Origin of the sequence: Nitrospirillum viridazoti CBAmc (genome assembly GCF_000730165.1) — a bacterium.
GTDB classification, from domain to species: Bacteria; Pseudomonadota; Alphaproteobacteria; order Azospirillales; family Azospirillaceae; genus Nitrospirillum; species Nitrospirillum viridazoti.
On record NZ_CP022110.1, the window covers coordinates 2588081 to 2610107 of the forward strand.

17 protein-coding genes are annotated in these 22027 nt (G+C 68.9%); 5 read left to right on the forward strand and 12 right to left on the reverse strand.

Annotation, left to right across the window (positions count from 1 at the left end):
• Nucleotides 1-10: 10 nt before the first annotated feature.
• Both Y958_RS31965 and pip read left to right on the forward strand, forming a co-directional pair.
• Complete coding sequence (locus Y958_RS31965) at nucleotides 11-991, forward strand: outer membrane lipoprotein (RefSeq protein ID WP_186291173.1); 981 nt, start codon at nucleotides 11-13, stop codon at nucleotides 989-991.
• Between the two features lie 13 nt (nucleotides 992-1004).
• A complete protein-coding gene (gene pip / locus Y958_RS11945; RefSeq protein WP_088872160.1) occupies nucleotides 1005-1973 on the forward strand; it encodes a prolyl aminopeptidase in 969 nt (322 codons plus the stop codon).
• Nucleotides 1974-1991: 18 nt separating this feature from the next.
• Here pip and Y958_RS11950 read toward each other — a convergent pair whose 3' ends face one another.
• Together Y958_RS11950 and Y958_RS11955 are read right to left on the reverse strand one after the other, a co-directional pair.
• Nucleotides 1992-3071 carry an alpha/beta fold hydrolase gene (locus Y958_RS11950; RefSeq protein ID WP_088872161.1) on the reverse strand — a complete coding sequence of 360 codons (1080 nt, stop codon included), beginning with the start codon at nucleotides 3069-3071 and terminating at the stop codon, nucleotides 1992-1994.
• Nucleotides 3072-3196: 125 nt separating this feature from the next.
• Nucleotides 3197-4870, reverse strand: a complete 1674-nt coding sequence (locus tag Y958_RS11955; RefSeq protein ID WP_088872162.1) for a methyl-accepting chemotaxis protein — start codon at nucleotides 4868-4870, stop codon at nucleotides 3197-3199.
• Nucleotides 4871-5089: 219 nt separating this feature from the next.
• Between Y958_RS11955 and Y958_RS11960 the strand changes: the two genes are divergently transcribed.
• On the forward strand, nucleotides 5090-6514 hold the full coding sequence (locus Y958_RS11960; RefSeq protein WP_088872163.1) for a class I SAM-dependent methyltransferase: 1425 nt from the start codon (nucleotides 5090-5092) through the stop codon (nucleotides 6512-6514).
• A gap of 68 nt (nucleotides 6515-6582) precedes the next feature.
• Here Y958_RS11960 and Y958_RS11965 read toward each other — a convergent pair whose 3' ends face one another.
• From Y958_RS11965 to manD, 5 genes are all read right to left on the reverse strand, one after another.
• Entirely contained in the window at nucleotides 6583-7713 is a 1131-nt protein-coding gene (locus Y958_RS11965; protein ID WP_244909280.1) for a LacI family DNA-binding transcriptional regulator, read from the reverse strand.
• An 11-nt stretch (nucleotides 7714-7724) separates the two neighbouring features.
• The gene (locus tag Y958_RS11970) at nucleotides 7725-9023 is read right to left on the reverse strand and encodes an MFS transporter (protein WP_244909281.1); all 1299 of its coding nucleotides are present in this window, start codon (nucleotides 9021-9023) and stop codon (nucleotides 7725-7727) included.
• Nucleotides 9020-11701: a glycoside hydrolase family 2 TIM barrel-domain containing protein gene (locus Y958_RS11975; RefSeq protein ID WP_244909282.1), complete on the reverse strand. Its 2682-nt coding sequence runs from the start codon at nucleotides 11699-11701 to the stop codon at nucleotides 9020-9022. Before Y958_RS11975 ends, Y958_RS11970 begins: the two co-directional genes overlap by 4 nt.
• Nucleotides 11702-11906: 205 nt before the next feature.
• Complete coding sequence (locus tag Y958_RS11980) at nucleotides 11907-14255, reverse strand: TonB-dependent receptor (protein ID WP_186291174.1); 2349 nt, start codon at nucleotides 14253-14255, stop codon at nucleotides 11907-11909.
• A gap of 208 nt (nucleotides 14256-14463) precedes the next feature.
• Nucleotides 14464-15675, reverse strand: coding sequence for a D-mannonate dehydratase ManD (gene manD, locus Y958_RS11985; RefSeq protein ID WP_088872165.1), 1212 nt, complete (start codon nucleotides 15673-15675; stop codon nucleotides 14464-14466).
• A 190-nt stretch (nucleotides 15676-15865) separates the two neighbouring features.
• Here manD and Y958_RS11990 point away from each other — a divergent pair, with 190 nt between their 5' ends.
• Nucleotides 15866-16627: a FadR/GntR family transcriptional regulator gene (locus Y958_RS11990; protein WP_088872166.1), complete on the forward strand. Its 762-nt coding sequence runs from the start codon at nucleotides 15866-15868 to the stop codon at nucleotides 16625-16627.
• Between the two features lie 5 nt (nucleotides 16628-16632).
• Here Y958_RS11990 and Y958_RS11995 read toward each other — a convergent pair whose 3' ends face one another.
• The 5 genes from Y958_RS11995 to Y958_RS12015 form a co-directional block, all read right to left on the reverse strand.
• Complete coding sequence (locus tag Y958_RS11995) at nucleotides 16633-17523, reverse strand: LysR family transcriptional regulator (protein ID WP_088872167.1); 891 nt, start codon at nucleotides 17521-17523, stop codon at nucleotides 16633-16635.
• 160 nt (nucleotides 17524-17683) lie between these two features.
• On the reverse strand, nucleotides 17684-17998 hold the full coding sequence (locus tag Y958_RS12000; protein ID WP_211098493.1) for a hypothetical protein: 315 nt from the start codon (nucleotides 17996-17998) through the stop codon (nucleotides 17684-17686).
• A 14-nt stretch (nucleotides 17999-18012) separates the two neighbouring features.
• Nucleotides 18013-18237 (reverse strand): hypothetical protein, encoded by a 225-nt coding sequence (locus Y958_RS12005; protein WP_088872168.1) that lies wholly within the window; start codon nucleotides 18235-18237, stop codon nucleotides 18013-18015.
• A gap of 21 nt (nucleotides 18238-18258) precedes the next feature.
• Nucleotides 18259-20328: a 2Fe-2S iron-sulfur cluster-binding protein gene (locus Y958_RS12010; protein WP_088872169.1), complete on the reverse strand. Its 2070-nt coding sequence runs from the start codon at nucleotides 20326-20328 to the stop codon at nucleotides 18259-18261.
• A gap of 75 nt (nucleotides 20329-20403) precedes the next feature.
• On the reverse strand, nucleotides 20404-21033 hold the full coding sequence (locus tag Y958_RS12015) for a glutathione S-transferase family protein (protein ID WP_088872626.1): 630 nt from the start codon (nucleotides 21031-21033) through the stop codon (nucleotides 20404-20406).
• 258 nt (nucleotides 21034-21291) lie between these two features.
• Here Y958_RS12015 and Y958_RS12020 point away from each other — a divergent pair, with 258 nt between their 5' ends.
• Nucleotides 21292-21999 carry an alpha/beta fold hydrolase gene (locus Y958_RS12020; RefSeq protein WP_088872170.1) on the forward strand — a complete coding sequence of 236 codons (708 nt, stop codon included), beginning with the start codon at nucleotides 21292-21294 and terminating at the stop codon, nucleotides 21997-21999.
• The last annotated feature ends 28 nt before the right edge of the window (nucleotides 22000-22027 follow it).

The following is a 22027-nucleotide window of genomic DNA, read 5'->3' on the forward strand; positions in this document are numbered from 1 at the left end:
CGGTTCCCCCGTGTCGCGATCCATCCGGTTCGGCCTGACGGCCGCTGTCGCCCTTCTCGCCCCCGTCGTCCTGGCGGGCTGCGCGGCCGACTATTCGCCCAACACCTACAACGCCACCGCCGTGCAGCAGGCCAACAAAGCCGAGCCGGGCGTCATCATCGGCTTCCGCCAGGTGTCGATCAGCGCCAGCGGCACCGTGGGCGCCGTGGCGGGCGGGGCCGCCGGCGGCATCCTGGGCTCGCAGATCGGCCCCAACGGCGCCTTGGGTGCCGTGGGTGGCACCGTGGTGGGCACCATCGTCGGCACCAGCGCGGAACACATGACGGGCGACACCACCGGCTGGGAATACATCGTGCGCAAGCCCAACGGCGACCTGCTGTCGGTCACCCAGCGCGAGCCCACGCCCATCCCGCTGGGGCAGAAGGTGCTGGTCATCACCGGCAACCAGGCGCGCATCGTTCCCGACTATACCGTCAACATCGATCCGGAACCGAAGCCGGAACCCAAGGCCGAGGCGAAGCCGGAGAAACCGGCCAAGCACGCGGCCCCCGCCCCGGTGACACCCACACCCGCGCCGGCCCCGGAGGTTCCCGCGACTCCAGCGCCTGTGCCGGAAGCCGCCCCGGCACCCGCCGCGCCCGTGACCCCGACGGAGGCCGCGCCAGCCGCCAAGGTGCCGCAGGCCGAACCCGCGGCTCCGGCCACGCCGCCTCAGGCCCAGCCGCAGAGCACGCCCCCCGCACCAGCGGCGGCGCCCGCCACCGCCCCGCAGGACATGGCCCCGGCCACGCAGCCCCGGGCTCCCGCCCAGCCCAAGGCGGACACGCCGGTGGAAACGCCGGTGGAAACGCCCAAGGCCGACCCGGCGCCGGTGCCCCAGTCCACCCCGCAGGCGACCACGCCGGACGCCGCCCCCAAGACCGGCTGGATCCCGGCGGAATCCGACTCGGCCCCGGCGGCCACCGCCACCGAAGGCGACACGCCCAAGTAAGGACACGGCCCCCATGCCCACCCCGGCGACCGCGCTGCGCACCCTCTACCCGGCCATCGAGCCCTATGAGACCGGCACGTTGGATGTCGGCGACGGGCATGTGATTTATTACGAGCGTTGCGGCACCCGGGGGGCCAAGCCCGTGGTCTTCCTGCACGGCGGCCCCGGCGGCGGCACCAGCCCCGGCCAGCGCCGCCTGTTCGACCCGGCCCTTTACGACATCCTGCTGTTCGACCAGCGCGGCTGCGGCAAGTCCACGCCCCACGCCAGCCTGGAAGCCAACACCACCTGGCATCTGGTGGCGGATATCGAGCGCCTGCGCGACCTGGTGGGTGTGGACAAGTGGCAGGTGTTCGGCGGCTCCTGGGGCTCCACCCTGGCGCTGGCTTACGCCGAGGCGCATCCAGAGCGGGTGAGCGAGCTGGTGCTGCGCGGCATCTATACCCTGACCAAGGGGGAGCTGCTCTGGTATTACCAGTTCGGCGCGTCGGAGCTGTTCCCCGACAAGTGGGAACGCTTCCAGGCCCCGATCCCGGAGGCGGAGCGCCACGACATGATGGCGGCCTATCACCGCCGCCTGACGGGCAAAGACGAGGCCGCCAAGCTGGAGGCAGCCAAGGCCTGGACCATTTGGGAGGGGGAGACGGTCACCCTGCTGCCCAATCCCGAGTATTCGGCCCCCTTCAAGGACGGCCACTTCGCCCTGGCCTTCGCCCGCATCGAGAACCATTACTTCGTGCACGGCGCCTGGCTGGACGAGGGCCAACTGGTGCGGGACGTGGGCCGCATCCGCCACATCCCGGCCACCATCGTCCACGGCCGCTACGATATGCCCTGCCCCGCCCGCTACGCCTATGCCCTGCACAAGGCCTGGCCGGAGGCGGACTTTCACCTGATCGAGGGCGCCGGCCACGCCCATGCCGAGCCCGGCATCCTGGACCAGCTGATGCGCGCCACCGACCGCTACGCCGGCAAGGTGTAAGACGCCGGCCCCGTCGCCCTACTTCAGCAACTCCTCCAGCGCGCCCTTCCACACCTTGGCCTGGGTCAGGGTCTGGTGGCCGCGCGTCTGGTCCGAGGCGGGGATCAGGACGTAGCGGCCCTGCGGAATGCGCTTCATGGCCGCCTCCATCACGCCCAGCTCGGCCGGGTTCAGCAGGTCGTCGGCGAAGTTCACCGCCACCAGCTTGGCCTTGATCTTTTCCAGATCCGGGCCTGGGTCGTAGTCGTACGAGGACTCGAACCAGTAGAGATAATCGTTGGCGTCCACGGTCTTGGCGTAGTCGGCCACCCACTGGTCATAGAGGGTGGTGGCCGCCGTCCGGCTGGGGGCCTGCTGCTGCAGGACCGAGGCGTTGTTGACCATGATCTGGAAAATGGGCAGCGCGCGGGTGTAGCCGGTCGGCTGGGCCGTGTAGTCGCCGCCCTTCCAGTCCGGATCGTTGCGGATGGCCTCGATGATCAGTTGGCGCCACAGCATGTTGCGGCCGGAAATGGCCACAGGCTGAGAGGCGATGGGCATCAGCGCGTCCATCATGTCCGGATGGCGTTCCCCCCAGATCCAGGTCTGCATGCCGCCCATGGAGGTGCCGGCGACCAGCTTCAGGCGCTTGATGCCCAGGCCCTGGGTCACGATGCGGTACTGGCCTTCCACCGCGTCGACATAGCCGTAGTGGGGGAAGTGGCCCTTCAGCCCGTCCGACGGCTTGGAGGAGCCGCCGTGGCCGATGCCGTCGGCCAGGATGATGAAGTACTTGGCGGCGTCCAGGGGTTGGCCCGGCCCGAACAGTTCCCCGCCCAGGCTGGCGTTCAGGAAGTTGCGGCCGGTGCCGGTGGTGCCGTGCAGCAGCAGCACCCCGTTGGTGATGGCGCCCGACGCGTCGCGCTGCGGCGTGCCCAGGGTGGTGTAATGGAACTTGGCGTCGGCCAGATGCTCGCCATTGGTCAGGGCGAAGTCGCGGACGACGACGTCGCCCTCCATCTGGTTGGGATAGCTGGGGGGAGTACCGTCGGCGGCGGCGGCAACGCCCGCCAGGGCCAGCGCCGCGGTGAGGGCCAGGGTGGAAAGCCAGGCTTTCATTGATGTTCCTTCTGCCAACAACCCCGCACCATCCGAAGAGGGCACGGGACTTTTATCTGTGGGCGCAACGATTCCACCCGCATCGGCCATCCCGCAAGAGACCCTTTTCAGTCAGCCCGCACCAATCAGGCCGCGCGCAAGGCCGCCAGGAAGGTGGAGACGCGGGTGCGCAGGCCATCGGCCTGGGATGACAGGTCGTCAGCGGCCATCAGCACCTCCCCCGCCACGGTGCCGGTCTCGCCCGCCACCTGGCGCACGCCGTTCATGCCGGCGCTGACCTCGCTGGTGCCGCGCGCGGCCTCGGCCACATTGCGGGCGATCTCCTGCGTGGCGGCGCCCTGTTCCTCCACCGCCGCGGCGATGGTGGTGGTGATGTGGTCGATCTCGGCGATGGTCTGGCCGATGGCGGCGATGGCGCCCGCCGCCTCCCCGGTCGCGGCCTGCATGGATTCGATCTGCTGGCGGATGTCGTTGGTGGCCCGTTCCGTCTGGTTGGCCAGGGCCTTCACCTCGCTGGCCACGACGGCGAAACCCTTGCCCGCCTCACCCGCGCGCGCCGCCTCGATGGTGGCATTCAGCGCCAGCAGGTTGGTCTGCCCCGCGATGTCGCTGATCAGCGCCACGACGGCGCCGATCTGCTGGGCGGCTTCCGTCAGGCTGGTCACGGCGACGTTGGTGCGCGTCGCCTCCGCCACCGCCTTGGCGGCGATGGTAGCGGAAACGGAAACCTGGCGGCCGATCTCCCCGATGCTGGCGCCTAGTTCCTCCGCCGCCACGGCCACGGTCTGGACGTTGGCGGCCGCCTGTTCGGAGGCGCCGGCCACCGCTACCGCGTCGCGGGCGCCGGTGTCGGCGATGCGGGTCAGGTTCTCCGCCGTCTCGTGCAGGCCGCTGGAGGCCTGGGTGACCGATTGCAGGGTGTGCGCCACATCGGTGTCGAAGGTCTGGACCAGCGCGTCCACCCGGTTGGCCCGCTCGGTCTTGGCCGCCGCCTCCGCCGCCTGGGTGGCGGCCAGCTCATCCACCTGGCGCATGCTGGTGCGGAACACGTCGACGGCGCGCGCCATGTCGCCCACCTCGTCCCGCCGGCCGGTGGCGTCCAGGGTGAAGCCATAATCCTTCTGCGCCAGGCGGCGCATCACGCCGGCCAGGCGCGCCAGGTGTTGCACCACGTCGCGGTCCAGCCAAAGCACGGCGCCCACCGATACCAGCACCGCCACCAAGGCGAAGATGGATATGCTCCACAGCGCGTGGGTGTACGCGGACTGCACCACATCGTTGGCCTTGGCGGCACCGGCGCGATCATAGGCGCTGAGCGCCTCCAGCGATTCCTGCACCTTGCGGAAGACGGCCACGATCTCGCCGTTCATGGCCTTTTCCGCCTGCTCGTGGTTCTGCCTGGCGGTTTCGAACACGGAGGCCATGCTGGCCTCGTACGGGCCGCGCAGGGCCAGGTACTTGGCGTACAGGGCCGCCATCTCGCCCGTCTGGCCCACGGCCTCGAACCGCGCCACAGCCGCGTTCAGGTCGGCCGTCTGCTTGCCATACAGCTTGATGGCCTCGTCCCGCGCCTTGTCGTCGCCCGCCGCCACGACCCGGCCGGCGGAGATGCGCTGGCGGGCGGTGAAGGCCTTCATGTCGCCCACGGCGTCCACCGAGGGCAGCCAGACATCACGGATTTCCGTGGCGGCGCTGTTGATCGTGCCAATCCGCCACAAGGACAGCAGGCTGATGGCGATGGTCAGCAGTAACAGGCCACCGAACGCGGCCAACAACTTGGGGCGGAGGGCGAGATTCATAAAATTCACCGTAAATGCTATCGAGCGCGCAGTAATTCAACCTTGAAGGTCGCAGCTTATAAGCGCTCTGTTACCCTTTGATGTGATGCGGCGAATCCGCCCATCGGCCATGTTTCAACCGCATTCTGAATCGCCACCCCCCTTTTACTCTCGACAGCGGGGCCGCCTGGGGCCAAGGTCTGCGCCAAGGACCGACATAAGTGCGAAGGACCAGGGTCGATGAGCGGCAACAAGGCCATCCCCGGCGGCGGCACGCCCGAGGGGACCGTGCAGGACGACGTTCACCGCTATGTGACGGGCATCGCCTACCTGCGCCGCTATTACCAGGAACTGAACCCGGCCTCGATCGCCTACACCGCCCTGCAGTGCGGCTACCAGGCGCCGCGCCTGGACCGGCCCTTCCGCTACCTGGATCTGGGCTGCGGCCATGGCTACAGCCCCACGCTGTTCGCCAGCCTGTTCCCCCAAGGCCAGTTCATGGGCGTGGACTTCAACCCCGTGCACATCACCAGTGCCGAGAATCTGCGCCGCGCCGCAGGCATCACCAACGCCAGCTTCAGCGCCGCCAGTTTCCAGGACCTGGCGACGGAGGAGGATGGGCCCATCGCCGACTGCGACTTCATTGTCATGCACGGCATCATGAGCTGGGTCAGCGAGACGGTGCGGCGGGAGATCGGGGCCGTCATCCGCCGCCGGCTGAAGCCCGGCGGCATCGTCTACGCCAGCTATAACTGCCAGCCGGGCTGGGCCGGCAAGATGCCCATCCGCGCCCTGATGGTGGACGCCTACGCCGTCACCACCGGCACGGTGGAGGAGCGGGTGGGCAAGGTCCGCGCCTTCCTGCGGCAAATGGCCGACACGGGCGCCCTGTACTTCGAATCCAACCCCGCCATCGAGCAGCAGTTGCAGGCCATCGAGACGCTGGACGCCAGCTATATCGTGCACGAGTACCTGAACGAGTACTGGCGCGTCTTCTATCACAAGGAGATCGCGACCTTCATGGCCAACCACGGCGCGGGCTTCATCGGGTCCGGCACCGCCGCCGACAACGTCCCCTTGCTGGCCGTGCCGGAGAAGCCGCGCGCCCTGATGGCGGCCATGCCGAACGCGCTGCTGCGCGAGGGCGTGCGCGACATGGCCCTGAACCGTCAGTTCCGCCGAGACATCTATGCCTGCGACCTGGCGCCCCTGAACATCAACGACCTGATCGCCGCCCATCGCGCCACCCGCTACAGCCTGGCCCGCCGGCGGGCCGACTGCCCCATGGTGGTGCCCCGGTCCTTCGGCGACGTCGCCTTGCACGAGGGCATCTTCAACCCGCTGCTGGACCGGCTGGCGGCCGGCGCCACCACCTTCGACGATCTGGTGGGCGTGCCGCCGCTGAATGACTGGGCGGCGGCCGACCAGATCCAGGCGCTGCAGGTGCTGGTGGGCGCGGAATACGTCCGCCCGGTGGTGGATGGCGCCGGGGTGGACGCCGACAGCGACAGCGTGCGCCGCTTCAACCAAGTGGCCCTGGCCGCCGCCCGGGCAGAGGGCCAGACCGAGGTGGCCCTGGCCGCCCCCTCGCTGTCCGGCGCCCTGCGCGTCACCCTGACCGATACCGCCAACCTGCCGGTGGACCTGCCGGGCGCAGATTTCTAGGCCAGGCCCGGAATTCCAGCACAGTGGCATGAGCCTCTGCTCTTGCCGTGGCCGGGGGCTGCGGGCGCCTAAACAAACGCGCCCGACGACTCCCTGATCACCAGGTGGGGCGTCACCGTGATGGGCTGGGCCTTTCCCGCATCCCCGTCGTTGATGCGGCCGATCAGGCGGTCGGCCGCCAGGCGGCCCATGTCGTGGATGGGCAGGCGCACGGTGGATAGCGCCGGGCACATGCGGGACGCCAGGGGCGTGTCGTCGAAGCCCACCACGGTCAGGTCGCGCGGGATGCTGATGCCCAGGCGGTAGGCCGCCTTGTAGACGCCGGCCGCCATCTCGTCATTGCTGGCGAAGATGGCGGTGGGGCGGTCGGCCTGGGACAGCAACTCCATGCCCCGCTTCTCCCCTGTCTCAAAGGTGTAGAGCCCCTCGACGATCCAGCGGTCGGGCACGGTCACCCCATGCTCGGCCAGGGCGCCCAGGAAGCCCTCGCGCCGCTCGTGGGTGGAGCGGTAGCGCTGCGGCCCGGTGATCAGCGCCACCCTGGTGTGGCCCAGCTGGGCCAAGTGGGCGCCCACCTCGGCCGCGCCGGTGCGGTCGGTGTGCAGCACCATGGACGTGGGCTCGTCCAACGGCACCGACATCAGGCGCATGTAGCGGCAGCCGATGGCCCGCAGCAGGGCGACCAGGGCTGCGTCCTCCGACAGGGGTGGGACCAGGATCACGCCATCCAGGTTCTGGCGCTGCACGAAGGTCTTCACCTCCGCCAGGAAGCCGGGCGCCACCTGGCGGCAGGGATGGACCACCAGTTCGAAGCCCTCGCGATGGCAGGCCTCAAGGATGCCGCCCTGGACGTTCACGATGTATTGGGCGTTGGGATTGTCGTAGATCAGGCCCAGCAGAAAGGACCGGTTGATGGCCAGGCCGCGCGCCTGGGGGCTGGGCACATAACCGATGCGGGCCACCACCGCGTCCACCACCGCGCGGGTGGCATCATGCACGTAAGGGGACTGGTTGATGACCCGTGACACCGTCTTCTTCGACACCTTGGCCAGGCGCGCCACGTCATTGATGGTGGGCGCGCGGGCCAGGGTCCAGGCGGGGATGGCCAGGGGAGCGTCCGGCGGGGCCGCCAGCCGGCCGTCGCCGGCCAGCGCCTTGCGCCGCCGCACCTTGGGCTTTTCGGTATCGATGTCAGCCACAGTGGAAATCCTCACCGCGTGAGTCGTGCCGGCACGTAGCGCGGCGTCATCCAATGGATCAGCGCCAGGGCCACGAAATAGGCGCTGGCCGCCATCAGGAAGATGGGGCGGTAGCTGCCGGTGGTCTGCAGGATCCAGCCGGCGGCCTGGGCCATGGCCATGCTGCCGATGCCGCCCGCCGCCCCGCCCAGGCCGATGACCGACCCGGCGGCCCAGCGGGGGAACAGGTCGGACGGCAGGGCGTAAAGGTTGACGGAAAAGCCCTGGTGCCCGGCGCAGGCCAAGCCGATCAGGATGGCCGCCCCCCACAGACTGCCCGTATCCATGGCCAACGCCACCGGCGCCACCACCAGCGCACAGACGAGGAAGGCGGTCTTGCGCGCGCGGTTCAGCCCGATGCCCCGCGCCAGCAGACGGGACGAACCCCAGCCGCCCAGCACACTACCCATGTCGGCCAGGATGTAGACCAACACCAGGGGCGGCCCGAAGCCCTTGAGGTCCAGGCCATAGCGCTTGGCGAAGAAGTCGGGCAGCCAGAACAGGAAGGTCCACCAGATCGGATCGATCACGAAACGGCCCAGGACATAGGCCCAGGTTTCGCGCATCGCCAGCACCCGCCGCCACGGCAGGCGCGCTGGCGGCGGCACGGGATCGGCCTCGATATAGGCCAGTTCCCCCGGGCTCAGGCGCGCCACTTCGCGCGGGCGGCGGTAGAGGGTCAGCCAGGCCGCGAGCCACACCACGGTGAACAGGCCCGTGACCAGGAAAGCCGCGCGCCAGCCCCAGGCCAGGGTGACCGCCGGCACAATGAGGGGCGTCAGGACGGCGCCGACATTGGCCCCAGCGTTGGTGAGGCCGATGGCCAGCGCCCGTTCCCGCTGCGGGAACCATTCCGCCACCGCCGCCAGGCTGGCCGGAAAGGCGCCGGACTCGCCCAGCGCCAGGGGGATGCGGGCGATGGCGAAGCTGGCGACGGAACCGGCGGCGGCATGGGCCATGTGAGCGATGGTCCAGATGCCCACCGCCAGGGCATAGCCGGTGCGGGCGCCGATACGGTCCACCAGCCGGCCGAACACCAGGTAGCCGCTGGCGTAGGCCGCCTGGAACCAGAAGACGATGGTGCCGTAGCCGACTTCCGTCCAGCCGTAGCGGTCCTGCAACAGGGGCTTCAGCACCCCCAGCACCTGCCGGTCGACGTAGCTGAGCGCCACGGCGGAGAACAGCAGGAAACAGACCAGCCAGCGATAGCGGCCCCGGGGTCGGGGGATCACCCCCGGGGCCGCCACCGCGTCCTTCATGGCCACGCTCACCGCGCCGCCACCACGTCAATGGCCGACACCAGCGCCTGGCCGGTGACGGGGCGGAAGTCCAAGGCCAGGCCATCCTTGCCCTTCACCTCGACGGTCACCGTGCGCTCCAGCGCCTTCAGGGCGCCGCCCGCCTCCGCCGCCACGTCCAGGTGCTTGACCACCACCTGGCCGTTGGCGGCCACGTCGAAGACGCGGGCACCGGGCGCCAGCGCCGGCTCGGCGAAGCGCAAGGTGACTTGGTAGCGGCCGGCCAGCACCGGCACGCGGTAGGTGAAGGTGCCCTCGCGGTAGGTCTCATACAGCTTGGGATCCGGCGTGCCGGTGGCCGCGGCGATGAACTTGTCCGGCTTGCCGGTTTCGGGGCCGGGGTTGCGGTCATGCGGTTCGCCCCCGGTGACGAAGGCGTCGGAGCCGTAGCGGGCGCCGGCGGCGCTGGTCAGGCCGGCCGAGGCGCCGGCGCGGATGCGGATCTCGTCGGCCTTGCCGCCAAAGTGCCAGGTGATGCTGTCGCTCACCGGTTGGCCCTTGATGTCGGCGGTGGCGGTCAGGAGGTTGTCGCCGGCGTCCAGACGCACCGCCGGCCAGCGGCAGACATGGTCGGGGCAAGGTGCGGCGCCCAGGTCGCGGCCGTTCAGGCTCAGCCGCACGCTGGCGGCATTGCTGTAGGCCTGGATGTCGGTCACGGGATAGGCGCGGTCGACGTAGCGGCGGCCGTTCAGGTGCAGCACCGGCTGGTCGCTCCAATCCGCCTTGTAGAAGAAGAACACGTCCTTCTTCACCGTGCGGTCATAGGACACCAGGCCCTTGTCGTTGGTATCGACCATATCGCCCTCCCTCCGGCTGTCGCTGGCGAAGTCGAACATGTTCCAGACGAAGGTGCCCCACAGGTAGGGCCGCGCCTTCAGCTGCGCCCACCAGATCTCATGCAGGCGGCTTTCCAGCTCCTCCGGATGGAAATGGCCCTTGGGGTAGACCACGCCGGTCTGCACCTCGTCGGTATGCTGGGTCAGGCCGCCACCGCCGCCATACTCGCTGACCGACAGGGGCAGGCGCGGATGCAGCTTGTGCAGCCGGTCCAGCACGGGGCCCAGGTCCTCCGGCTTGTCGTAGTACCAGCCCTGGTAGCGGTTGTAGCCCAGCAGGTCGGTGATCTCCGCCACCACGTCCACGCCGGGTTTGGGCGCGTCGGGCCAGGGCTCGCAGCAGTCGGCCATGGTGGTGGGGCGGGTGTGGTCCAGCTCATACGCCGCCTTGTTCAGCTGGGTCAGCAGCGGCCGGGCGTTGCTGACGCCGCGCCCCACGGCCGCCATCAGGTTCACCTCGTTGCCGATGGACCAGGTGACGACGCTGGGGTGGTTGTAGTTCTGCTTGATCAGCTCATGCAGCTGGCTGTCGGCGCTGGCGGCGAAGGCGGGGGTGGTGATGCCCTTGTCCCCGTCCGGCGTTTCCGGCGCGGTGCGGTTCACCAGGGGTATTTCCGCCCACACGACCACGCCGTCCCGGTCCGCCAGGTCGTAGATGGCCTGGTCGTGCTGGTAATGGGCCAGGCGCAGGGTGTTGATGCCCAGGTCCAGCATGATGTCCATGTCCTGGGCCTGGTCGGCCGGGCTGATGGCCCAGCCCTTGCCCGGTCGGTCCTGGTGGCGGGACACGCCGTGCAGGGCGATATGCTTGCCGTTCAGGAAGAAGCCCTGGTCCGGGTCGAAGCGGAAGGTGCGGATGCCCAGCGGCTGGGTCACCTGGTCCAGCAGCTGGCCGTCCGTCGTCTCGATGCGCGTCACCACGTGATAGAGGTAGGGGTCGGCCTTGCCGTCCCACAGGTGGGGATTCGGCACGCTCAAGGTCTGCGCCGGTTCCTCCAGCGCGCCGGGGGCGACGGTCAGGGGATGGCTGTCGCTGGCCACCGTGGCGCCGGTCGCGTCGACAATGGTGGTCTTCACCACCACCGGCTGGGCCTTGGCGCCGTCATTCTTCACCCGGCTGTTGACCTCGATGGACGCGGCACCGTCCAGGGCGGCGGTGTGGGCATAGACGCCGGGCCCGCCCCAATCCAGCATGTCAATGTGCACCGGGTCGGTAGCGATCAGCGACACCTGGCGGTAGAGGCCGCCGAACAGGAAGAAGTCACCCGACATGGGGATGACCTCCGCCGTGGGCGATCCCGCCACGGCCGGGCTGGAATTGTCGGTGCGGACCGCCAGCACGTTGACCTTGCCCTGCTTCAGGGCGGCGGTGGCATCGAAGCGGAAGCGGCCGAAGGCCCCCTTGTGCACGCCCAGCTTCACGCCGTTCAACCAGACCTCGGTATTGATGCTGGCGCCGTCGAACTGCAGCCACACCTTCCGCCCGGCGTAGTCGGCCGGCGGGGTGAAGCGCAGGCGGTACCAGCCGGCGCCGCGCGCGGCGTTGTAGTCGGGCCCGCGCTCCGCCGTGCCGCCCAGGTGGTTCCAGGTGTGGGGCAGGGAAACGGTGGTCCAGCCCTTGTCGTTGAAGGCCGCGGCCTCTGCGCCCCCCTGCTTTCCCGACGGCACGTCGCCCTGATGGAACTGCCAGCCGGCGCTGAGCGGCAGATCGCGCCGCTCGGCGGCATGCGCCGCACCCGCCGCCAAGGCGATGGCGGCCACCGCCAGCGTGGAACCAAGGGGCTTGCGCTTCTGGCGAGGGGCGCGAGACAGCATGGGAATCCTTCCTTCTAGCATCTTCTTGGAAAAGGCCGGCAGGGCTGCCACCCGTACCCGACCCGAACGGCCCCCAAGCTACCGGCATCCGATCGTTTCCGCCGCCAAATCATGAGGTCCGCCACGTGACAAATGAAAGGACCACCCGCCCGGACCCCGCCTTGCGGCACGAACCCGGGCGGACCGGGCGGGTGGAGGGAGAGACTTAGTAATTGAAGCCCAGGCGCATCCCCAGATAGCGGTTGTAGTCCCGGGGGATGGTCTGGGTATAGGCGAACACGCCCCAGGTGCCACGGACGTTGCCCATGTTGGCGGCGTAGTGCTGGTCGAACAGGTTGTTGGCGAACAGCGTCAGGCTGTAGCGCTTGTCGTCCTTCTCCACGAAGGAGATGGACAGGTTGGCGATGCCGTAGGCGTCCTGCACCGTGCCCGGGTCCTGCGTCAGGCTGAAGTTGACCTTGCTCTGCCAGGAATAGTTCAGGTTGATATCGCTGTAGACCGGCAGGCCCCCCAGGGCCAGGTGGTAGCTGGCGCCGATGTTGAACTTCTCCTCCGGCGCGTTGGGCAGGCGCTTGCCCGCCAGGTTCTGCACGTTCAGGGGCGCCGGCAACAGGCTGCAGGCCTGCCCGTTGTAGCATTGGGCGTAGGGGAAATCCGTGACGCGGGCGTCGGTATAGGCGAAGCCGCCCGTGAGGCTGAATTCCGGTGTCAGGCGGGCGAGCCAGTCCAGCTCCAGGCCGCGCGTCCGCACCCCGCCGACATTGGTCAGCAGGAAGTTGGTGGTCACCCCGGGCACGATGGACTGCACCTGGAAGTCCGTATACTCGGTGTCGTAGACGGTGGCGTTCAGCACCAGGTGGCGGTCGAACAGTTCCGACTTCACGCCCAGTTCATAGTTGTTGGACATTTCCGGCCGGATGGGCTGGTTCGCGGCCACCACCGCATTGAAGCTGCTGGTCAGGTCATACGCCAGGCCCTTGTACCCGCGCGAATAGGTCGCGAAGGCCATGATGTCGGCCGTCACCTGGTACTGCAGGCCGACCTTGCCGGTGGCGACGGTGTCCCCATTCCCCGTGGAAGCGCCGGCCAAGGGGTAGAAGGCCTGCTTGTAATAGTCGTTGAAACTGTAGCTCCCCTCTTCCCGGTTGATGCGCAGGCCGGTGATCAGCGTCCAGTCGGGCAGGAAGGTCCAGGTGGTCTGGCCGAACGCCGCATAGTTCTGGTATTGCGCCTCGCCCCGCCAGTTGGCCGCCCCCACCCGGGTGTAGGGGCCGCGATAGAAGCCGCGCACCAGATCCTCATCCGACGCGTAGATGCCCGCCAGGTAGCCGAAGGGTGTGGCGTCATGGGAGGCGAGGCGGAACTCCTGGCTGAAGGTGCGGGCATCGAACGTGCCGCCCTGGATCATGCCGCCATGGCTGGCCGGCGTGACCTGGCCGCCGGCGCCGGTGTAGGGCGTCAGCATGCCCAGCGTGTCCTGCGCCGTCCCGTCCAGGTCGGTGTGGTCGTTCAAGCGGTACTTGTTCCACCCGGTGATGGAGATCAGCGCCATGTCGTCGAAATCGTACGTCATGTGCAGCGACCCGCCATAGTCCAGCGTGTCGGACCGGGGCGCCTGGTCCTGGCTGACGTTGGTGTTGTCGGTGCCGGGGACCACGCCGGGCAACACCTTGGACGGGGTGGCGCCGGGGATGCCGAACAGCAGGGCGCCGGAATCCACCCGCGCCAGCGTGCCGACGCAGCAGTTGGACTGGTCCTTGTTATAGTGGGCCAGCAGTTCGCCCTCGAACCGGTCGGTGGGCTTCCACCGCAGCTTGCCGTGCAGGCTCCACGACCGGTCGGCGTCCAGCTTGTCGTCGGTCGCCAGGTTATGGATGTTGCCCCCGAACTGGTGCTGCGACGCCGTCAGGCGGAAGCCCAGCGTGTCGCTGAGCGGGCCGGAGATGCTGACGTTGGTGCGCTGCTCGTCATCGTCGGTGAAGGAGATGTCGCCATAGGCCGTGAAGGTGTCGGTGGGCGCCTTGGTGGTGACGCTGACCACGCCGGCGGAGGCCGACTTGCCGAACAGGGTGCTTTGCGGACCGCGCAATACCTCAATCCGGTCGATGTCGGCCAAGTCGGTGAAGGCCTGGGCCTGCATGCCCACCGCCACGTCGTCGATCACCACCAGCACGCTGGGTTCCACGCCGATGCTGTAGGCGAAGGTGCCGATGCCGCGAATGACGATGGCGCTGTTGGCCGGCTGATCGCCCGCCGACACGGTCATGGACGGCGCCAGCTTGGTGACGTCGGCGAACGCGCTGACGCCCGCTTTGGCCAGCGCGTCGCCGCTGACCACGGTGACGGCCACCGGAATGTCCTGGACGTTTTCCGCCCGCTTCTGCGCCGTCACCACGATTTCCTGAATGACGTCGAGGGCGTCGCCGGCGGCGCCCTGGGGGGCGGGCGGCTGTGAATTGGTTTGGGCGCCATTGGTCTGGGCACCGGCCGGCATGGTCCCGTTCAATAGGCCCAGCACCGCGGCGGTGGCCAGCAAGGCCATCTTACGCGTCATGGAGTTTCCCCTCCCTGTGTCAGGCCGGTCTGGCCGGCCTTTATAATTGGTAAGGCGATACTGGTCATACCACATGGGGCCTGTCAAGCCCTTCAGAGCAACCTGGCCTGACCGAACGCTACGCCCTTAAGCAAAGTGGCCAGCCACAATGCAAAAGGGCGCGGCCGCATGGCCACGCCCTTTGAGGACACCGAGGGAGCTATCGTCCTTACCAATTGTACATGGTGCCGTCTTCCAGGCGGTTCACCGGCAGGAAGGCGCGGCTGTAGGGGTATTTGGCGGCCAAGCCCTCATCCAGGTCCACACCCAGGCCGGGCGCGTCGCCGGGGTGCAAGTAGCCGTCCTTGAAGCTGTAGGCGTGGGGGAAGACGGCGTCCGTCTCCGCCGTGTGGCGCATGTATTCCTGGACGCCAAAGTTGGGGATGGACAGATCGAAGTGCAGGGCCGCCGCCATGGTCACGGGCGACAGGTCGGTGGCGCCGTGGCAGCCGGTGCGGACCTGGTAGAGGTCCGCGAGGTTGGCGATGCGGCGCAGGTGGGTGATGCCGCCGGCATGCACCACCGTGGCGCGGATGTAGTCGATCAGCTGGTTCTGGATCAGATCCTTACAGTCCCAGATGGTGTTGAACACCTCCCCCACCGCCAGGGGGGTGGTGGTGTGCTGGCGGATCAGGCGGAAGGCCTCCTGATTCTCCGCCGGCGTCGCGTCCTCCAGCCAGAACGGTCGGTAGGGCTCCAGGCTCTTGCCCAGGTGCCCGGCCTCGATGGGGGTCAGGCGGTGGTGCACGTCGTGCAGCAGGTGGACATCGTCGCCCAGGGCCAGGCGGGCCGCCTCGAACAGCTTGGGCACCGTGCGCATATACTTGGCCGTGGACCAGACGTTCTCGGTCGGCAGGGCGCCATCCGCCGGCTCATAGAACATCTTGTCGCCGGAAACGCCGTAGGTGGAGGGCAGGCCCGGCACGCCGGACTGCAGGCGGACGGCCTTGTATCCCAGGGCCTGGTACTTCAACGCCTCATCCACCGTTTCTTCCACGGTCTGGCCGTTGGCATGGCCGTAGACCATGACGCCGGTGCGGCAGGCGCCGCCCAGCAACTGGTACAGGGGCATGTTGGCCGCCTTGGCCTTGATGTCCCACAAGGCCATGTCCACGGCGGCGATGGCCGACATGGTGACGGGCCCGCGGCGCCAATAGGCGCCCTTGTACAGGTATTGCCAGATGTCCTCGATCTGGTGGGCGTCCCGGCCGATCAGGCAGGGGATGACGTGGTCGGCGAGATAGCTGACCACCGCCAGCTCGCGGCCGTTCAAGGTGGCATCGCCCAGGCCGTACAGGCCGTCCGCCGTCTCGATGCGCAACGTCACGAAATTGCGGCCGGGGCAGGTGACCACCACCCGGGCGTCCTTGATCTTCAACATCGGTCGAACCTTTACCCTGAAGCGGACAGCCCCTGGGCAGGATGGCCAGGGGATGTCCGTAAATTGGTCTTACCACTTATGTCTTCCACAGGCCAAAGAACCTGTCAAGAAGACGAATTGGACTGGCGGGAAAGGGCGCCCCTGCCCTATCCTGGGCGCCGTCCACCTCCCATCTGGTCAGAGCACTCGCATGCTGCCCATACCCGCCAACGGCCAGCGCCTGTACCGCCAGGTGGCCGACGCCATAGCCGCCGACATCCGCCGGGGCGTCTACGCCGCCGGCCAGCGCCTGCCCTCCGAACGGGACCTGGCGGAAACGTTCGATGTCAGCCGCCCCACAGTGCGCGAGGCCATGATCACCCTGGAAATCCTGGGGCTGGTGGAGGCGCGCCATGGCTCCGGCATCTATGTGACGGAGCAGTTGCCCCCCAGCGAGGCGGCGGCGGAACTGGATATCGGCGCCTTTGAGCTGACCGAGGCGCGCCGCCTGGTGGAGGGCGAGGTGGCCGCCCTGGCCGCCACCACCATCACCGATGAGGAGCTGGCGGAACTGAACGCCCTGCTGCGCGAGATTGGGGAAGAGAACGAGCGCAACGCGGTGGGGGAGCAGGCCGACCGCCGCTTCCACCTGACCATCGCGCGCCCCAGCCGCAACACCGCCCTGGTCGGCGTGGTCGAGCAGCTTTGGGACATGCGCTACAAGTCGCCGCTGTGCATGGCCATGCTGGAACGCGCCCGCACCGTGGGCGACCAACCCCGCGTGGAGGAACATCAGCGCATCGTGCAGAGCCTGGCCGCCCGCGACCCCCAGGCCGCCCGCGCCGCCATGCGCGACCATCTGGGCCGCGTCATCGAGGGCCTGCTGGAGGCGACCGAGATGGAAGCCGTGCAGCGCGCCCGCGCCGAGGTGGCGGCCAAGCGCAACGAGCTGCGCCGGCGCGCGGGGGTTTGAGCGGGTCAGTTCAATAAACGATTGCCCCGCAAAGCGGCCACCGCCCTGTCGACGAAGGCCCTGATCTTGGCCGGTGCCTGTCGCCCTTCGGCGTACAATACGTGGATGGGCAGCGGCGGCTCCTCATACTCGCTGAGCACCACCTGCAGGCGCCCCTCCAGCAGGGCCGGGCCGACCTGGTAGTGCAACACCCGCGTCAGCCCCCAGCCGGCCTGGGCGGTGGCGATCACCGCCTCATTGGTGTTGCAGTGCAAGGTGGGGTGGATGACGACCCGCTGATCGCCGGCGAAGCGCCATTCGGGGGAAGCCCAAGCGCTGGTGGAAACGGCGATGCGATGATCCTTCAACTCCGCGGGGTTGGAGGGCACGCCATGCTTCTCAAAATAGGCCGGCGCGCCGCAGACCACCCGGCGGACCGCGCCCACCTTGATGGCGGTGAAGCCTGAATCCGGCAGGCGGCCGATGCGGACGGCCACGTCCACCCCCTCCTCCACGATGTTCACCGGGCGGTCGACGAAGAAGGTGCGCGCCGTCATGGCGGGATAGGTGTCCAGATAGTCCGTCACGATGGGCAGCACGTACATCTGCCCGAACAGCAAGGACGCCGTGACGGTCAGCGTTCCCGATGGCGTGGCGTAAGACCCGGCGGCGGCGGCCTCCGCCTCCGTGATGTCGGCCAGGATGCGCCGGCAATCGTCGAAGTAGCGCCCGCCGGCCTCGGTCAGCTTGACCGAGCGTGTGGTGCGCACGAACAGGCGGGCGCCGATGACTTCCTCCAGCGCCGCGATGGCGCGGGTGACCGCCGGCGCGCTCAGGTGCAGATGGCGCGCCGCTTCGGCGAAGCTTTCCGTCTCGGCCACCTTCACGAAGATGCGCATGGCTTGCCAACGATCCATGAAACCCTCCTCCGCGCCCGGCCTTCACATCAGCCGGGCCAGAAACTCCGCATAAGTACATGGATCCTGGATGATCATGTCGCGAAAATAGTCAGGCGCCGGCGGTGCGCCGTCCCAACGGGCCGAAGGCTCCTCCTCCCCGTCATCCGCTTGGTCTGCGTCACACATGGCGAGGCCCTCCCCCGGTGTCGGCTTGGCGCGCCAGGGCCTCGATCTCGCGACAGGCCGCTTCGGGAATGCCGGCCTTGAGCGCCCTGGCTCGGCGATCCTGGCGCAGGTCCTCGGCCGCCAGCGCCAACCCCAGGGCCAGGGACGTGCGCACGTCGAAGCTCCAGCCCTGGCGGGCGGCGTCGATTTCCGCGCCCGACATCCCCAGCGCACGGGCGGCGGCATCCTGCCGGGGGTCGGGACTGCCGGCGGTCAGGGCCAGTTCGATCGACAGGCGTGCGCGCCCATCCAGTGTGTCGGCGGTCATGGGTCCATGCCTCCTCAAAAGTCGCAGCCGTGGGCTTCGGCGATGGCCAACGCGATACGCTCGCGCAAGGTCGCCGGCAGTTCGCCCTTGGCCAGGGTGCCCCGCACGTCGATGCCAATGGCGACGGGGCCGCGAAGCAGGAAGCGAAGGCGGGCGAGCCGCCGGCGCAACAGCCAGAGGATCAGCCGGGTGGCTTCGGCGGCCATGCCCATGGCCTCCGGCATCAGCAGGTAAAACATGATGTCGTCTCCGGTTCGGGATCAGAGCGCCAGTTGCAGCGGGCCCGCGCCCTCGGGCTGCTCGGCCGGGACGGCGCAGCAGATCAGCGCCTCGCCCTCGGCCACCGGGGCGGTTGGTTCCTTCACGTAAGTCACGGCCCCGGCCAGGACCTTGGTCCGGCAACTGCCGCAGGTGCCCGAGCGGCAGCTGAACTCCGGGCTCAGGCCCCGGGCCTCCGCCAGTTCCAGCAGCGTGCCGGAGCCGGGCGTCCAGCGCGCCTCCTTCAACGCCGTGGTGAAGACCACCGGCACGGGACCGCTGGCGGGCGGCTGGCGCGGTGGCGCCGCGGTGGTGGCCTTGTCGGCCGTCCGCACCAGGGAAGAGGGGCCGAAAGCCTCGGCATGGATGCGCTCATCGGCGACGTTCAGGCCGCGCAAGCCATCGTAGATCGCCTGCATGAAGGGTCCCGGACCGCACAGGTAGAAGTCGTAGTCGTTGAACGCCAGGAAGCGGCCCAGCAGCGCCATGTCGATGCGCCCGGCGGCCTCGTAATCGGCCCCCTCCGCCGCGCCGGTGGCGTCGCTCAGGACCCGTACAACCCGCACCGCGCCCCTGGCCGCCGCCACCAGTTCCGCCACTTCGGCCTCGAAGGGCCGGTCCGCCTTGGTCCGGGCGGCATGGAACAGGGTGGTGGGGCGGACGCCGCGGGTCCGCAAGCCCTCGTAAACCACGTGGCGCAGCATGGCCAGCATGGGAGTGATGCCCACGCCGGCGCCCAGCAGCACGGCCGGCCGCTTCTGCCGGGCGTCGATGGTGAAACCCCCAGCCGGCGCCCGCGCCTCAATGACGTCACCCACGCGGACATGGTCGTGCAGATGGCTGGAGACCAGGCCGTCGCGCTTCACGCTGATGCGATAGACGGCGTCGGACGGCGCCACCGAGAGGGTGTAGGTGCGGATGACCGGCTTGTCCGCGCCGGGAAGGGTCAGGCGGATGGGCAGGTGCTGCCCCGCCTCATGCGGGATCAGGCCGACGCCGTCGTCCGGCATCAGGTGGAAGGAACGGATGGTGGCGCTTTCATCCACGATCCGCGTCACCTTGAACGGCCGCCAGCGCATGGCCAAGTCCGCCGCGCGCAGACGATCGGCGGCTTGCGCCCAGTCGCCCGTCATCAGGGAATTGGGGGACCAACCGTCCTCCTGGAAATCCCAGCGCAGGGCGAAGACGCCCGGGCGCCGCACCACCCGCCGGGCGCGGAAGGTCCACAGCCGCTCCGCCCCCTGAAAGGCGGCGACCTCGGGGCTGTCCAGGATGACCTGGGCGTCGCCCGTCAGCTGCAGCATGTCGCCGGTCTCGAAATCGATGAACACCAGCCCGGCCTTGCCGTTCACCAGGATGTTGCCCAGCGTGGCGAAGAACAGGTTGCCGGCGAAGTCCGGGATGGTCAGCGTGCCGTCCGCGGCCACGTGGACGAAGCCGGCCTTACCGCCGCGATGCGACACGTCCACCTGGCGGCGGTCGTCCCGGTCGGCATACGACGCCACGAAGAAGGTGTCCGCCGCCGCGATCATACGCCGCGCCTCGGCGTCCAGCTCGGCGTTTTCCAGCACCGGGCCGGTGAACACCTCGGCAGGGTCGCGGACGAAGCGGTAATCGCGCAGCTGGATATACTGCGGGCAGTTGCCGAAGCTCTGGTCCACCTGGAAGAGGAAGGGACCGGCGCCGGACCGCAGAATGCCGTTCACCCGGTTGCGCCGGCGGGTGTGCAGCTCGATGCCCAGCAGGCCGATGGCCTCACCTTCCCCGATACCCTGGGCCGCCGGATCGGTGGGATCGGGCCGCGCGTCGATCGCCAGCGACCGGGGCGTGGGGGAGGTGATGAAGCCCGGCCGCCCCGCCAGCAGGGTGGCCCAGGCGTCGCCCGCAGGGTCGACACTGCCCGCCACGATGAAGGGTATCTGGGCATAGAAGTCGCGGTGCTGGTCGGGCATGTAGTCGCGGATCACCCGCTGCCCCACGCTCGCCATCCGCTCGGCCACACCGACCTTCTCCTGGATGGTCTTCTCGCCGGCATGCCAGACCGCCAGCTTGGTCAACGCGGTGTCGCTCATTTCCATCTCCTTCGGGCCCAGGTCCTTCGGGCAGGGCCGAGCGAGCGCACCCGGTGGCGCGCCCGCGCCACCGGGTCACGCAGCAGTCACGCCCTGGGCCGCGAGGCCCACCGGCGTCTCGACGAAGGGCACGAAGCCCGGCAGCGCCTCGATCCGGCGCAGGAAGGCGATGACGCCGGGATAGTCCGCCAGGTCGACGTTTCCTTCCGGGGCGCGGGCCACATAGCTGTAGAGCGCCACGTCGGCGATGGTCGGCGCCCCGCCCACCAGCCAGTCCCGATCCGCCAGATGGGTCTCGAGGTTCTTCAGCAAACCGTGCGCCCGGGCGATGACCTCTTGCGGGTTGTGCTTGGACCCGAAGACGGTGACCAGGCGGGCCGCCGCCGGACCGTACGCCACCTCACCCGCCGCCACCGACAGCCAGCGCTGCACGGCGGCGGTGCCCTGCGCATCCTCGGGCAGCCAGTCGGCGCGGCCCAGCTTGCGGGCGAGATAGACCAGGATGGCGTTGGAGTCCGACACGACGACGCCGTCGTCGTCCAGCACCGGCACCTGGCCGAAGGGGTTCAGGGCCAGGAACTCCGGCTTCTTATGGGCGCCGGCCATCAGGTCGACCTCGACCAGGTCGTGCGGCACGGCTAGCAGCGAGAGGAACAGGCGCGCCCGGTGGGAATGGCCCGACAGGGGATGGTGATAGAGCTTCATGATCCGGTTCCCGATGTTCAGGACCGGGGTCATTCCCGATCCGCGAACGCAGGGTCGCCCAATCGGCCCTTGCTGAGAATTATCGGTCTCGGCACTTCATTATTACGCATAGCGTAATGATGGGGATGGCCTTCAGGGGCGAAATATGACCGCCAAACCTCCAAAGCCTCGCGCATTCTCCAATACGGCACCAGCCCCCGCCCCTGAAGATGTGACGACCGTCCCCCGACGGGTCGTCTCACTCAGGAGCTGAAGCCCATGGAACCCACCCCGCCCTCCCCCAGCCCGACCGTCGTGCTCGTCCATGGCGCCTGGGCCGATGGCTCCAGCTGGCGCCGCGTCATCCCCCTGCTGATGAAGAAAGGCTTGCGCGTCGTCGCCGTCCAGAACCCCACCACCTCCCTCGCCGACGACGTGGCGGCGACCCGGCGGGCGCTGAACACCATCTCCGGACCGGTCGTGCTGGTGGGGCACAGTTGGGGCGGCACGGTCATCACCGAGGCCGGAAACGACCCGAAGGTGAAGGCACTGGTCTATGTCGCGGCCTTCGCACCGGGCGTGGGCCAGAGCACCGGCGACCTGGTCGGGGCGCATGCCCCGCCGCCGGCTCTGGCCAAGATCATCGACGACGGCGCCGGCTTCCTGACCCTGAGCGCCGAGGGCTGGGTGCAGGACGTGGGCCAGGACCTGCCGGAGGAAGAGGCCAGGCTTTTGGCGGTGCTCCAGCCGCCCCTGGCGGCCCGCACCTTCACCGACACGATCACCGAGGCCGCCTGGTCCAGCCGGCCCAGCTGGTACATCGTTTCCAGCGACGACCGGATCGTCAGCGTCGAGTTGCAGCGCAAGCTGGCCGGCGTGATGAACGCCCGCACCACCGAGCTGAAGGCCAGCCATCTGTCCCTGCTGTCGATGCCGGAGGCCGTGGCCCAGGTCATCATGGAGGCGGTGGAAAGCGTGGCCGGATGATCCCGGCGACCGGCGCAGCGGGGCTGGG

Excerpts from the sequence above, each read along its gene's own strand:
- Y958_RS12010 (WP_088872169.1), bottom strand. The coding sequence starts at position 20,328 with ATGAGCGACACCGCGTTGACCAAGCTGGCGGTCTGGCATGCCGGCGAG.
- Y958_RS11950 (WP_088872161.1), bottom strand. The coding sequence starts at position 3,071 with ATGAAAGCCTGGCTTTCCACCCTGGCCCTCACCGCGGCGCTGGCCCTG.
- manD (WP_088872165.1), bottom strand. The coding sequence starts at position 15,675 with ATGTTGAAGATCAAGGACGCCCGGGTGGTGGTCACCTGCCCCGGCCGC.
- pip (WP_088872160.1), top strand. The coding sequence starts at position 1,005 with ATGCCCACCCCGGCGACCGCGCTGCGCACCCTCTACCCGGCCATCGAG.
- Y958_RS11975 (WP_244909282.1), bottom strand. The coding sequence starts at position 11,701 with ATGCTGTCTCGCGCCCCTCGCCAGAAGCGCAAGCCCCTTGGTTCCACG.
- Y958_RS12000 (WP_211098493.1), bottom strand. The coding sequence starts at position 17,998 with ATGACCGCCGACACACTGGATGGGCGCGCACGCCTGTCGATCGAACTG.
- Y958_RS12005 (WP_088872168.1), bottom strand. The coding sequence starts at position 18,237 with ATGTTTTACCTGCTGATGCCGGAGGCCATGGGCATGGCCGCCGAAGCC.
- Y958_RS11990 (WP_088872166.1), top strand. The coding sequence starts at position 15,866 with ATGCTGCCCATACCCGCCAACGGCCAGCGCCTGTACCGCCAGGTGGCC.
- Y958_RS11960 (WP_088872163.1), top strand. The coding sequence starts at position 5,090 with ATGAGCGGCAACAAGGCCATCCCCGGCGGCGGCACGCCCGAGGGGACC.
- Y958_RS12020 (WP_088872170.1), top strand. The coding sequence starts at position 21,292 with ATGGAACCCACCCCGCCCTCCCCCAGCCCGACCGTCGTGCTCGTCCAT.
- Y958_RS12015 (WP_088872626.1), bottom strand. The coding sequence starts at position 21,033 with ATGAAGCTCTATCACCATCCCCTGTCGGGCCATTCCCACCGGGCGCGC.
- Y958_RS11980 (WP_186291174.1), bottom strand. The coding sequence starts at position 14,255 with ATGACGCGTAAGATGGCCTTGCTGGCCACCGCCGCGGTGCTGGGCCTA.
- Y958_RS11955 (WP_088872162.1), bottom strand. The coding sequence starts at position 4,870 with ATGAATCTCGCCCTCCGCCCCAAGTTGTTGGCCGCGTTCGGTGGCCTG.
- Y958_RS11995 (WP_088872167.1), bottom strand. The coding sequence starts at position 17,523 with ATGGATCGTTGGCAAGCCATGCGCATCTTCGTGAAGGTGGCCGAGACG.